Source organism: Nonomuraea sp. NBC_00507 (assembly GCF_036013525.1).
In the GTDB taxonomy this organism is placed as follows: Bacteria; Actinomycetota; Actinomycetes; order Streptosporangiales; family Streptosporangiaceae; genus Nonomuraea.
This window is the reverse complement of the sequence record NZ_CP107853.1, coordinates 8,008,698-8,020,581: the sequence shown is the minus strand read 5'-3', so window position 1 is coordinate 8,020,581 and position 11,884 is coordinate 8,008,698. Positions and strand designations below refer to the sequence as shown.

The 11,884-nt window shown below is 66.9% G+C and carries 11 protein-coding genes; 4 read left to right on the top strand and 7 right to left on the bottom strand.

Annotation, left to right across the window (positions count from 1 at the left end):
* Positions 1 to 40: 40 nt before the first annotated feature.
* From OHA25_RS38680 to OHA25_RS38660, 5 genes are all read right to left on the bottom strand, one after another.
* On the bottom strand, positions 41 to 1,015 hold the full coding sequence (locus OHA25_RS38680; protein WP_327581866.1) for an NmrA family NAD(P)-binding protein: 975 nt from the start codon (positions 1,013 to 1,015) through the stop codon (positions 41 to 43).
* Between the two features lie 49 nt (positions 1,016 to 1,064).
* Complete coding sequence (locus tag OHA25_RS38675; RefSeq protein WP_327581865.1) at positions 1,065 to 2,099, bottom strand: alpha/beta fold hydrolase; 1,035 nt, start codon at positions 2,097 to 2,099, stop codon at positions 1,065 to 1,067.
* Between the two features lie 30 nt (positions 2,100 to 2,129).
* Positions 2,130 to 2,831 (bottom strand): SDR family oxidoreductase, encoded by a 702-nt coding sequence (locus tag OHA25_RS38670; protein WP_327581864.1) that lies wholly within the window; start codon positions 2,829 to 2,831, stop codon positions 2,130 to 2,132.
* A gap of 515 nt (positions 2,832 to 3,346) precedes the next feature.
* The gene (locus OHA25_RS38665; protein WP_327581863.1) at positions 3,347 to 3,550 is read right to left on the bottom strand and encodes a hypothetical protein; all 204 of its coding nucleotides are present in this window, start codon (positions 3,548 to 3,550) and stop codon (positions 3,347 to 3,349) included.
* A 12-nt stretch (positions 3,551 to 3,562) separates the two neighbouring features.
* The gene (locus OHA25_RS38660; RefSeq protein WP_327581862.1) at positions 3,563 to 4,660 is read right to left on the bottom strand and encodes an NmrA family NAD(P)-binding protein; all 1,098 of its coding nucleotides are present in this window, start codon (positions 4,658 to 4,660) and stop codon (positions 3,563 to 3,565) included.
* Positions 4,661 to 5,581: 921 nt separating this feature from the next.
* Between OHA25_RS38660 and OHA25_RS38655 the strand changes: the two genes are divergently transcribed.
* On the top strand, positions 5,582 to 6,589 hold the full coding sequence (locus OHA25_RS38655; protein WP_327581861.1) for a tyrosine-type recombinase/integrase: 1,008 nt from the start codon (positions 5,582 to 5,584) through the stop codon (positions 6,587 to 6,589).
* Between the two features lie 145 nt (positions 6,590 to 6,734).
* Here OHA25_RS38655 and tnpA read toward each other — a convergent pair whose 3' ends face one another.
* On the bottom strand, positions 6,735 to 7,166 hold the full coding sequence (gene tnpA / locus OHA25_RS38650; RefSeq protein ID WP_327581860.1) for an IS200/IS605 family transposase: 432 nt from the start codon (positions 7,164 to 7,166) through the stop codon (positions 6,735 to 6,737).
* Positions 7,167 to 7,190: 24 nt separating this feature from the next.
* Between tnpA and OHA25_RS38645 the strand changes: the two genes are divergently transcribed.
* Positions 7,191 to 8,516: an RNA-guided endonuclease InsQ/TnpB family protein gene (locus OHA25_RS38645; protein WP_327581859.1), complete on the top strand. Its 1,326-nt coding sequence runs from the start codon at positions 7,191 to 7,193 to the stop codon at positions 8,514 to 8,516.
* A 30-nt stretch (positions 8,517 to 8,546) separates the two neighbouring features.
* Here OHA25_RS38645 and OHA25_RS38640 read toward each other — a convergent pair whose 3' ends face one another.
* On the bottom strand, positions 8,547 to 9,230 hold the full coding sequence (locus OHA25_RS38640) for a TetR/AcrR family transcriptional regulator (RefSeq protein ID WP_305918695.1): 684 nt from the start codon (positions 9,228 to 9,230) through the stop codon (positions 8,547 to 8,549).
* Positions 9,231 to 9,317: 87 nt separating this feature from the next.
* Between OHA25_RS38640 and OHA25_RS38635 the strand changes: the two genes are divergently transcribed.
* Both OHA25_RS38635 and OHA25_RS38630 read left to right on the top strand, forming a co-directional pair.
* Complete coding sequence (locus OHA25_RS38635; protein WP_327581858.1) at positions 9,318 to 10,301, top strand: zinc-binding dehydrogenase; 984 nt, start codon at positions 9,318 to 9,320, stop codon at positions 10,299 to 10,301.
* Between the two features lie 12 nt (positions 10,302 to 10,313).
* The gene (locus OHA25_RS38630) at positions 10,314 to 11,876 is read left to right on the top strand and encodes an MFS transporter (protein WP_327581857.1); all 1,563 of its coding nucleotides are present in this window, start codon (positions 10,314 to 10,316) and stop codon (positions 11,874 to 11,876) included.
* Positions 11,877 to 11,884: the final 8 nt, after the last annotated feature.

Genomic DNA, 11,884 nt, shown 5'->3' with positions numbered 1-11,884 from the left:
TTGGGGGCAGGCATCTTCGTGCTCTGGAGCGCTCAGCGGCTCAGGCCGTCGCCAGTTTCCGGATGCGCGGATGGTTCTCCAGCGCCCAGCGCACGGTCTTCGGCGGGCGCCCGAGCAGGGTTTCCAGCTGGTCGGTGACGCCGCGGTAGCCCCCGCCGCCCATCAGCCGGGTCAGGGTCTTCAGGTGCTCCGCAGTGTGCGGAAACGCGGCCAGGGCGCTGTCCACGTAGGTCTCGTTCCAGGTTTCGACCTCTACGGGAACGTAAGTGACCTGGTGTCCCAGCACGGCCCCGAAGTCCTCCGCGAACCCGTGCATGTCCTTCAGTTCCGGGCCGTTGAGCTCGTAGGACTTCGAGATGTGCGGCGCCGGGTCGGCCAGGATCTTCGCGCACACCTCCGCCACGTCGTACCCCGCGATGGGCGCGAGCCGGTGGTGGCCGAAGGGCAGGCGCAGTTCACCGTTGCCCAGCGGCTCCAGCGCCAGCCACGTCATCAGGGGGTTCTCGACGAACATGGCCGCCCGCACGTTGACGGTCGGCAGGCCGGACCACTCCAGCACCCGCTCGGCGACCCAGTGGGCCCGCTGCTGCGGCGACCAGTCCGATATGAGCCCGCCGAGCCACGAACGCCGTTCTTCGTCCGGTGCGGTCATCTTCTCGAACGTCATGAACGACTGCTCGTACTCGGAGATGTTGACGAAGACCTCGATGTCGCCCTGGGCCCGCGCCGCCGCGGCCATCAGCGCGACGGCGTCGGTGTAGTACGGCGACAGACTCATGCTGAAGTAGATGCGTCGGCAGCCCTTCAGCGCGGCGGTCACGTCGGCGATGTTGAGCAGGTCACCGACGAAGACCTCGGCCCCGGCCTCGCGGAGCGCGTGCGCGCGTTCGTCGTCCCGCCGCACGAACGCGCGCACCGGGTGCCCTTGGTCAAGCAGCATCTCGACCATCGTTCTGCTCACACCGCCGATTTCACCGGCGGCACCGGTGATCAGGATGGGATTGCGCTCTGACATCGATGTGTCCTCTGTCTGGTTAGGGTGGGTCAGCGGGTTCCGCGAAGTGTCATCGGGGCGCCTGGCCGTCGATGCGGGCGAGGAAGTCGAGGAGGGCGGCGTTGACCTCGGCGGGACGCTCCTGCTGCGTCCAATGCCCGCAACCCGGCAGCACCACCGGGCCGTGCAGGTGAGGCGCGACAGCGCTCAGCGGGTTGCCCGGCCCGCCCTGGCCACGCAAAAGCTCGCTCAGCGAGCTCCCCCCGTCCGGGCCACGCAACGAGGTGACCATGTCACGGTCTCCCACCACATACAGCGCGGGGACGTCGATCCCGCGCCCCCGGAAAGGCGCGAGCAGCTCGTTGTTGCGTTCGATGTTGCGGTACCAGTTGAAGGCTCCGGTGAAGGCCTGCTCGCCGTGCAGGGCGAAGTCCTCGGCGTAGGCCTGGATGTCCTCCTCCGTCAGCCAGGCCGGGAGAGCGGGCGCCTGCGGCATGATGTCCAGCAGGCCCAGACCGTTGGGTATGACCAGCGGGCGGGGCTCCCTGCCGAGCGGGTTGTCGCCTGAGGCGCCGACCAGGAGGCGGCGGAAGGAGTCCGGGATGTCCTTGGCGAACTCCGCGTCAGCCACTCCCGGCTCCTGGAAGTAAACCTGGTAGAAGCCCTCGCCGTACTGGGTGCGGGTGATCGAGGGCGGGACCATTCCGCCGGGCAGGATCGGCGGAATGCTGAGCCCGGCCACCGCGCGGACCTTGTCCGGGCGCAGCATCGCCGCTGTCCAGGCCACCGGTGCGCCCCAGTCGTGGCCCACGACGACCGCCTGCTCCTCCCCCAGCTCCTCGATCAAGGCGATCACGTCGCCGACAAGGTGGAGCAGGGTGTAGGACGTGACGTCCGGCGGCTGCTCGCTGCGGGCGTAGCCGCGCTGGTCAGGGGCAACGACGCGGTACCCGGCCGCCGCCAGCGCCCCGAACTGGTGACGCCAGGAGTACCAGCTCTCCGGCCAGCCGTGCAGCAGCAGGACCAGCGGCCCCTGCCCCTGCTCGGCGATGTGCAGCCGGACCCCGTTCACGTCGACGAAGCGGTGGGTGAGCGAACTTTCCACAAGGACCTCCTTGAGGTCGGTGAGTACGCGCTACTTCTTCAGCTGGGCGTACATGGCTTCGAGGTCAGCGGACAGCTGCGACTTGATCCAGCGGGTGGTGTCGTCGGCCAGCACCTCGTGTGCCCCTGCCTCGATGCCGTCGAGCGCGGCCACGGCGACATCGCGGGGGTCGGCCTTGGGTGCGTCGATACCCGACGTCATATCGGTGTCCACGTAGGCCACGTGGAGCCCGGTCACCGCGATGCCGCGCGGCTGCAACTCCAGGCGCAAGGAATTGGTCTGCGACCACAGGGCGGCCTTGGAGGCGCTGTAGGGCGTGCCGTCGGCCAGCCATGACAGGGCGGAGTGGACGTTGAGGATGTGGCCCCCGCCGTTGCGCTCGATGATCGGCGCGAAAGCCCGGGTGAGCAGCAGCGGCCCGTAGAAGTTGGTGTCCAGATCCCGGCGCACGTCCTCCATCGGGGAGCCGAGGTACGAAGCGCGGACGGAGGCGCCCGCGTTGTTGATGAGGATGGTGACGTCCTGGGCCTGCTCGGCGGCGGTCACCACGGATGCCGGGTCGGTGACCTCGAGCGCCAGCGGGACGGCATCGGGGTTCGTCACCGTGCGTGGGTCGCGGGCCGTGGCGTACACCTTGGCGGCACCGCGGGCGTAGAGCTCCTCGACCAGCACCTTGCCGATGCCCCGGCCACCTCCGGTGACGAAGACGTTGGCGCCCTTGATTGCTGTCATGACTGCCTCCACAACGTGAAACCGATCGGTTTCCTCCACCGTAAACCGATCGGTTTCATCATGCAAATCCAGTTGGGCCAAACCATCACCATGTGAGTTTCAAAACAGAACCAAGGAAGTCAGCCGAGCGAGGAGGCGCTCACCAAGTGGATGCGTGAGCACACCGCGGCAACCGGTTCATTCGTGGTTCCGGCGGACCCGGTGGGACACCGTCCGGGTGAAGCCGGGGCGTGGCAGTGACCACAGCATGCGAGCAACAGCTCTGGCAACGAGCGCAGCTGTGCGCGAGATTCGTACCGGTGCCGCAGGTCGGCCGGCCGGAGGCGGTCAAGGCCCTGGCCGAGCCGGTGCCGGATGCGCGATGGGTCGTGGTCTACCTGTGGTGTCCTCGCGATATCGCGGCCGCGCTCATCCGTGCCCGTGCCGACCTGGCGTCATCCGGCCGGGGCGACTGGCCGGCGCGGCGTCGTGGCGCTTGTCCAGGCCCATCTGATGCTTGACAGCACGGTCCCATGTCATGCTGTTGTGGTTAACGCAATGCCCGTCGAGGCGTCGTGCAGGTGCAGCCGCAGGCTCAGGCCGTAGAGCAGATGCCGGTCCCGCACCGCGGCGGGTCGCGGGGGGTGTCGAAGGCCGAGCTGAACGCGTTGGCTGCCGGCGTTGCGGAAGCCGAAGTCGGCCCGTGCTTTGGCCGAGATCGGGTTCGAATTGCCGCTCACCCGTTTACAACCTTACAACTTGCCCGTCCTGAAATCCGCACTGCTCTTAAGGATCGCAGAGTCGACGCTCCAGTTCTCCGGCTGGACCCGCTCCCAGAGACTTCCCTTGCCGAGGTCCCTTCCCATCTGGTCTTCTCGACGGAACCACTCCTCAGCACTTCTAATCCTATTGGGGTGAATTTCGTCTAGCAGAGAGTAATCTCTGGTGATGATTCCGTATTTCCATACATTCCAGAAACCCGTGAAATTGTCGCGGAAGCTCATGGTGCTTTTGTCGTTCGGATCGGCGTTGTATCCGGCAGGGTGATCAGCAAGCCCCTTCAGGTCCGGACCATTCCAATAGGTGTCCAGATCAGTGTCGATGTACTGTGCCGGATGCCCGGTAACCTTCTCGAACGCCGCAGCCATATCGGCATAGGTCATCTGTTCGATGGCGACTTCGAGGTCCATGCCATTAGCCCGCTCTGGATGGTCGAAGAGCCAGCGAACGTAGAATCCGCAATCGTCGAGAGCCACGTGGGGAACGGCTCCCTCGCCGAGAGGGACTCGCCACGTGACGACACCGTCCTCGATGGTGGGCGTCATGGGCGTGAGCGGTGAGATCACCATGTCAATGTAGGGACCCGAAGTGAAGACCGCCGCCCCCATCCTGTCCCTGTTCGTTTCGTTTTGGAACAGTACCCATTCGGCCATACGGCCTTTGCCGTCATAGTGGCCGGTGCGGAACCTGGAGTCGTAGCCTGATTTCTTGAGGGCGTAGTCGAGGTTTCCGTAGACGAAGAACTTGATTCCTTCTTCGATCGCTATCTCGTAACTGCGGATGGCCCAGTAGGTCTCGGTTTTCTCGCCGGTGTTGAACCCGTCGATGTTGATGAATGCCCCGTCACAGCCGCGAAATCCTTCCCGCAGCACGTCTTCGTCGGCGAATGACCCTTCGAGGATGGAGACGTTGCCGAGCCCGAGGAGGGCCTGGGCTCGGGGGGAGGTGGGATCGCGGGTGAGGACTCGAACGGAGTACTTCTTGTCGGCGACAAGAGCGCGGACGATGGGCATCCCTTGAGCCCCTGTGCCGCCGATGACGAAGATGGTGGAGGTGGTGTGAGAAGACATGGCTTTTTACTCCAGAAGTTAAGTACGCACACGATCAGTACGCGATGAGCGCGGCGTGTTCGAGACGGATCTCTGCATCAGCTTGGCGATCAACGGCACCGACTGACGCTGCGCCGATGGCCCGTGGGTCGCGGGCGGTCGCGCAGACCTTGGCGGCTCCACACTCGTAGGGGGCCTCCATCAGTGCCTGCCCGATGCCGCGACTGCCCCCTGTCACGACGGCGACCGCGTCTTTGATGCTGGTATGGGCGCTCCCACCGGAAACCGATCGGTTTCCGACAGCGTACACCGATCGGTTTCCAGACGGCAAGCGCCCGGTGTCCGGGTCTTCAAAGTTGAGCGGTGCGGACGCGGTTGATGCCCTCGCTCTTGGCGCTGGCTCCGCCTGGCGGACTCCTCCGGGAGAGCGCTGCGGATCACCGGCGACAGGCCGTTCCACTTGTCCACGCGCCGCTGGACCGACCAGGAGCTGGCCGCCGGTTGGAGTTGATCCAACGGCTCACCGCCGAGGTCTGCGAATTATGCGGTTCCGCGGCGCAAGACCCTCGTCGTCTGCCGCGTATGCCATGAGGGCATCCACGCCCGCCGTCCACACGCATGCCACGATGAGCGACGAAAGCGGGCACGGCTGGTTCCGAGGGGCCATCGGAAAAGGCCCAGGTCAACTGAGGCCGGCCCTGCCCAGGCGGCCGCGTTCATCCATGTCCGTGCCGACCTGGCGGCATCCGGCCGGGGCGAGCCTACTTCCTGGGATCCCTAGTTCTTGCAGGATTGATGAGACTTCAGAGATTCTGAAGGTCTATCGTCCTCGTCGTTCGTCTTGCACAGATGGCGAAGACGAGGAGGCCAGAGTTGGCGCTGGCGGTGGTGCGGGATCTTCGTGTGGCGCGAGCCTCGGCGACTCCGGACGATTTGGATGCGTTGGAGACTGACGTACTGGCCGGGTTCGTGCTCGCCCGCGCCGCGGCGGGGCTGTCGGACGGGACGATCAGCTCGGATGTGATGCATCTGGAGCAGGCGCGGGCCTGGTTCGGGCGGCCGCTGTGGGACATGGACCCGGCCGATGCCGATGCCTACTTCGGCAAGGTGCTGCGGAACACGGCCAAGGGCACACGCCTGGCCCGGGCTCAGGCGATCAAGACTTACTTCTTGTTTCTCGAATTACGGCACAAGGTGGAGATCCACCAGGCCACCGGGCGGGTCGTCGAGTGCCCGATCGACGAGATGAACCGGCCCCGTGGCGGCCAACAGCCCAGGCTACGGATCCCGCCCACCGCCGACCAGGTCAGCCGGTTGTTCGCCGGCTGGCGGGAAGAGCTGTCGACCTGCCGCAAGTTTGCCCCGGCCGCGCGCAACTACACTGCCTGCCGACTCATGTCGGAGGTTGGATTGCGGGTGAACGAGGCCTGCAAGCTCGACCTGGCCGACATCAAGTGGGAGCTGGGCCGCTTCGGCAAGCTGCACGTCCGGCACGGCAAGGGCGCCCGCGGGTCCGGACCGCGAGAACGCATGGTCCCGCTGATCAACAACGCTGCGGCGACGCTGCGCTGGTTCGTTGAGGACGTGTGGGCCCAGTTCGGCGACGACCACACCCGGCCCGGTGCCTCGTTGCTGCCGTCCGAACGCAAGAACATCGACGGCAGTGCCGCCCGTGTCGGTGATGAGACTCTGCGCGCGGCGCTGGCCCGGGCCGCTCAGGCGCACCTGCCGGACTGGCCCGAGGTGATCACTCCCCACGTCCTTCGCCACTTCTGCGCCTCCCAGCTTTATCTGGGCGGCATGGACCTGGTGGCGATCCCGGCCACCCTCGGGCACGCCTGGATCGCCACCACCATGAAGTACGTCCACGTCCCCAGCACCCATATCGAGGACGCCTGGATCGCCGGGCAGCAACGCATCGCCGCTCAGCTGGAAGGACTACGACGATGAGATGGAACCTGCGCCTGGCCGCCGCCAACCGCGGCATCCCGCCTTCAGGCGGGAGGTGAAGGCCCGCGCGGGAAGGCCCCCAAGGGCCTGAACGTGCCCTAACCCGCACTCTTGGGAATCCAGTGCGACGACGTCTGGTGTTGTCTCATTTCTGGGGCCGGTCCTGGGACTGGAGGTAGGTGCGGATGGTCGCCAGGTTGGCGTCGCCGGTCGAGCCTGCGTAGTAGGAGCGGGACCAGAAGTGGCCGCTCCATAGGTGTGTGCGGACGTGGGTGTTGTATTCCTGGCGGAGGTAGCGGGCTGAGACGCCTTTGAGGGAGTTGACGAGGGAGGACAGGGCGACCTTGGGCGGGTAGCGGACCAGGAGGTGGACGTGGTCGTGTGCGCCGTTGAAGTCGGTCAGCTCGCAGTCGAATTTCTCGCACACCTCTATCATGATCTGTTCGCAGCGTTCCAGCATGGGGCTGGTGAGTGCGTCCCGCCGATATTTCGTGACAAACACCAAATGCGCGGACAGATCGTGGACGCAGTGACGCCCGGTTCTGATGTCGGGGTTCGGTTCCCATCGCGGTGACATACACCAAACGATAGAATGAGCCGCGTGGAGCAGGAGAAACGCAACCGCGCTCATGTCACCCGCCTGGAGTTGGACCAGCGGCAGAGCGCCGTGTTGGACGGCCAGGCGCACAACGCGCGCACACTGTGGAACCTGCTGCACGAGTTCTTCACCTTCCGGCAGGGCCGCTTCGCCTCCCTCGCCCAGTGCGACGAGGCCATCCGGGCCGCCCGCAAAGAGATCGACTGGCTCAACGACCTGCCCGCGCAGGCGGCGCAAGCCGTGCTGAAGACCTACCGGCAGGCGTGGGCCAACTACTTCAACCCCGACCACCCGGCCGAACGCCCCACGTTCAAGAGCCGGTTCCGCTCCCGGATGGCCGTGGACGTCCCCCAGGCGCGGGACCTGAACATCACCCGGATCAACCGCCGGTGGGGCGCGGTCACCATCCCCAAACTCGGCCGGGTCCGCTTCCGATGGACCAAGGACCTGCCCGGGGTCACCAAGGGCAGCCGGGATGGGAAGATCACCGGGGCGCGGTTGGTGAAGGAGGCAGGCGGGTGGCACATCGTGTTCCGTATCCAGACCGAGCAGCCGGTGCCCGCCCCGCATCCGGGGCCGCACACCGCGATCGACCGGGGCATCGCCGTACCGTTGGCGCTGTCCACCGGGGAGAAGATCTTCCACCGTAACCAGTGGCTGACCGGCGGGGAGCAGGAGCGCCTGCTCCGTCTGGAACGCAAAGCCGCCCGCCAGAAACGAGCGGCGACACCCGGTCAGCCTGCCAGTAACCGGCTGAAGACAACCTACGACCAGATCGCCCGCCTGCGCGCGACAGCCAAGCGCCGGGCCATCGACTGGCAGCACCAGACCACCGCCAAGCTCACCGACCGGTTCTCCGTCATCGTGCTGGAAGACCTCAAGGTCACGAACATGATGGCGAGCGCCTCGGGCACCCTTGAACAGCCGGGCAGGAACGTCGCCCAAAAACGCGGCCTGAACCGGGCCATCGCTGTGCAGGCGTGGGGCCGCACCGCCGAATTTCTCACCTACAAGGCCACCGACAAGGGCGGCAAGGTCGTCTACATCCCGGCGCCGGGCACCAGCCAGGAATGCCACGCCTGCCACACGATCATTGAGGGCTCGCGCGAGAGTCAGTCCCGGTTCGTGTGCAAGAATCCAGCCTGCGGGTGGATCGGCAACGCCGACGTCAACGCCGCCCGCACCCAGTTGTATCGGTACAACTCAGCCGCCGGACGGGCGGTCACCGGACGTGGAGGCCCTGCACCACTGGGGCCGCTGAAGCGTCAAGCACCTCATGGCGGGACTCCCCACGCCGCCCCGCAAGGGGTGGCCGCGTTGCGGCCATGAGAATCCTCCCCAATCAAAGGGAGGAGCACGTCAAGGCCGTCCTGGCGTCCTCGTCGAGTCTGTGGGGGCGTGCTCCCAGCGTTCGGCGAGGAGGGCGGGAGTGGGTGCGGTCCCGGGCAGCTGAGGGTGGCCGGAGCGCAGGCCGTCGAGAGCGATGGCGATCGTGCGCTTTCGGGCGTTGTGGGCTGCGTCGGTCAGGTCGGTGCGGCCCTGCCGGTCGAGTTGTTCGATCAGGGGGGACTTGCCGAGTTGTTCGATCAGGAGCGAGATGTCCATGGCCGTGGCGTCCGGTCTGAGCACTCCGGCGGCGTGCGCGCGGGCCACCAACGCTCGCATCAGCTCATCGGACCTGGTGAACTTGGCCGCCATTTCGTCGGTGACGGCGATCGTGCCGGCCAGCGGCCCGAGGGAGCCGCCGCTGAACTCGATGCAGGCGCTGATGTAGTGAGCGAGCCCTTCCCAAGGGTCGTTGTGTCGCAGGCCGCGTTCGGCGGCCTGGATCCACTGGTCGAGTGACAGCGCGCACAGGTGCTGGAAGAGCTCGTCTTTGGAACGGTAGCGGCGGTAGAGGCTGGCGATGCCGACTCCGGCGCGTGCGGCGATCGTCGCCACCGATGCATGCGCTCCGTCCACGGCCAGGACTTTCTTGGCGGCCTCCAGGAGGGCCTGGTCGTTGCGTTCGGCTTCTGCGTGCCGGGGAGCTCTGCGGGCCATGCGCTCACTGTATCCGCTTTGCGAAGCGATTCACTCCGTTATAGGTTCTGTCCAAACGAAGCGAATCTATCCGTTTAGAGGAGTGTCATGCGCGCCGTCGTCATGGAAGAGTTCGGAGGGCCGGAGGTCCTGTGGATACGGCACGTCGAAGATCCCGTGCCAGAGCCGGGGCAGGTGCTCGTCGCGGTGGCGTACGCGAGTATCACGTTCGTCGAGACGCAGGTGCGCTCGGGCAACGGGCCGTTCGGCAGGCCCGCGCTACCCCGCATACCCGGCAATGGCGTGGGCGGCCGCATCGTTGCCGTCGGAGCAGACGTGGACCCGGCCCTGATGGGAACAGTCGTGGTCACCACCACCGGCGGCGAGGGCGGTTACGCCGAGCTGGCGCTGGCTCGGGCCCAGGACGCGGTTCCGGTTCCCGCGGGTCTGGAGCTCAAGGATGCGGTCGCGCTGCTGGCCGATGGGCGTACGGCGCTGCTGCTGTACCGGCAGGCGGAGATCAAGCCGTCGGAGCGGGTTCTCGTGGAGGCTGCGGGAGGGGGTGTCGGCAGCCTGCTGGTGCAACTCGCCGCCGCCGCGGATGCTCACGTGATCGGCGCTGCGCGAGGCGTCGGCAAGGCCGGGCTGGTCACCTCACTGGGCGCGGCCGCCTATGTCGACTACTCCCGGCCTGACTGGCTGGATCGGGTGGCGGAGGCGACCGGCGGCGCCGGACTCGATCTCGTCTTCGACGGGGTCGGCGGCCGGATCGGCACCGAGGCGATCGCAGCGCTACGCGACGGCGGACGCGTGAGCATCTACGGAATGGCCGGCGGCGCCGACGCCGAACTCGACGAAGGCGAACTCCAGGCACGCTCCATCGGCGTCATCGGCCTCACCACCGCACCGAACCCGGCCCAAACCCGCGCTCTCATCGTCGACGCGCTGAACCTCGCGGCCGACGGGAAGCTGCGTCCGGTCATCGGCCAGACTTTCCCGCTCGAGGCGGCGGCCGCCGCGCACCGGGCGATCGAGGCCCGGACCACCATCGGCAAGACCCTACTCATCCCCGCCAGCAATGCCCGCGGCTGAGATCGGATTCCCATGGCCCATAAGCCCCCTGCCAGAGCCGGAGTGCGGGGGTGGACCGCCCTGGCGGTCCTGGGCGTCCCCGCCGTGCTGGTCATGATGAACATGTCCGTGCTCTATCTGGCGCTGCCAAGCCTGAGCGCCGATCTGGAGCCCGACGGCCCCCAACTGCTGTGGATCACCGATATCTACGGCTTCATGGTCGCCGGATCACTGGTCACGATGGGTACGCTCGGCGACCGTCTCGGGCACCGCCGGATCCTGCTGGTCGGCGCCGTCGCGTTCACCGGCGCATCTGTTGCCGCCGCATACACCCCCAGCGCCAGCACGCTCATCGCAGCACGGGCGATCCAGGGAGTCGCCGCCGCCGCTCTGGCGCCGTCCTCGCTGGCGCTCATCCGCGCCCTGTTCCTCGACGTCCGGCAGCGCACCCTGGCCATCACGATCTGGATGATGGCTTTCATGGGCGGTGGTGCGCTCGGCCCGCTGGTCGGCGGTGTGCTGCTGCAATACTTCTGGTGGGGGTCGGTGTTCCTGCTCGCCGTTCCCACTATGGCCCTGCTGCTGGTCACCGGCCCCTTCCTGATCCCTGAATCCCGCGCTTCGGCTTCCGGGCGGCTGGACACGGTCAGCGTGGTCCTGTCACTGCTGACTCCTCTGACGATCGTGTTCGGCATCAAGGATCTCGCCGTCCACGGCTTCGCCCTGCCGTCCGCTGGTGTCCTGGTCGCGGGCCTAATGATCGGCGTGGTATTCGTACGCCGCCAGCGGCGGCTGTCCAACCCGCTCTTGGACCTGGGATTGTTCCGTTTCCCTGCCTTCGCCGTATCCGTCACAGGCATGGTGCTGGTCGGCATCGTGCTGTTCGGGACCAGCCTGCTCACCTCGCAATACCTGCAACTGGTGCTCGGCTTCTCTCCGTTGGAGGCCGGACTATGGCAGCTGCCCACCGCGATCACCGGTACCGTCGTGGCCCTGGTGGTCTCCAGCCTCACCGACCGAATCCGCCCAGTCGTCCTCATGAGCGCCGGAGCCGCGTTCGCCGTCATCGGTCCCATCCTGCTCACCCAGGTGGACAGAAACCCCGTCATCCTGGTGTCCGGCTCCGTCCTCCTCTTCGCCGGGCTGACCCCGTTCATGGCCCTGGGAACCAACCTGGTCCTCGGCGCGGCACCGCCCGAACGCGCCGGGGCCGCCTCAGCGATCTCCGAGACCGGCGCCGAACTCGGCGGCGCGCTCGGCATCGCCGTGCTCGGCAGCATCGCGACCGGCGTCTACGGCAACTACATGATCGGCCACACGCCCGACGGCGTCCCCGCCAAGGTCGCCGAAGCCACCCGCGAGACGTTGCCCGCCGCGCTCCAGGCAGCCCAGCAACTCCCCGAAAGCCTCGGCATCCCCTTGGCCCAAACCGCTCGGGACGCGTTCGCCCACAGCCTCCACGTGCACGCGCTCATCACGATCCCCCTGCTCATCGCGCTCGCCCTACTGCTGACCCTTACCCTGCGGCGCGCAACACGGCCGCACCCACCGAGCCATCCCGAACAGGCCACGACGCCCACCCCAGCGCTCGACTGAAAGGACCG

Excerpts from the sequence above, each read along its gene's own strand:
- OHA25_RS38640 (WP_305918695.1), bottom strand. The coding sequence starts at position 9,230 with ATGGCCCGCAGAGCTCCCCGGCACGCAGAAGCCGAACGCAACGACCAG.
- OHA25_RS38660 (WP_327581862.1), bottom strand. The coding sequence starts at position 4,660 with ATGTCTTCTCACACCACCTCCACCATCTTCGTCATCGGCGGCACAGGG.
- OHA25_RS38635 (WP_327581858.1), top strand. The coding sequence starts at position 9,318 with ATGCGCGCCGTCGTCATGGAAGAGTTCGGAGGGCCGGAGGTCCTGTGG.
- OHA25_RS38630 (WP_327581857.1), top strand. The coding sequence starts at position 10,314 with ATGGCCCATAAGCCCCCTGCCAGAGCCGGAGTGCGGGGGTGGACCGCC.
- tnpA (WP_327581860.1), bottom strand. The coding sequence starts at position 7,166 with ATGTCACCGCGATGGGAACCGAACCCCGACATCAGAACCGGGCGTCAC.
- OHA25_RS38680 (WP_327581866.1), bottom strand. The coding sequence starts at position 1,015 with ATGTCAGAGCGCAATCCCATCCTGATCACCGGTGCCGCCGGTGAAATC.
- OHA25_RS38670 (WP_327581864.1), bottom strand. The coding sequence starts at position 2,831 with ATGACAGCAATCAAGGGCGCCAACGTCTTCGTCACCGGAGGTGGCCGG.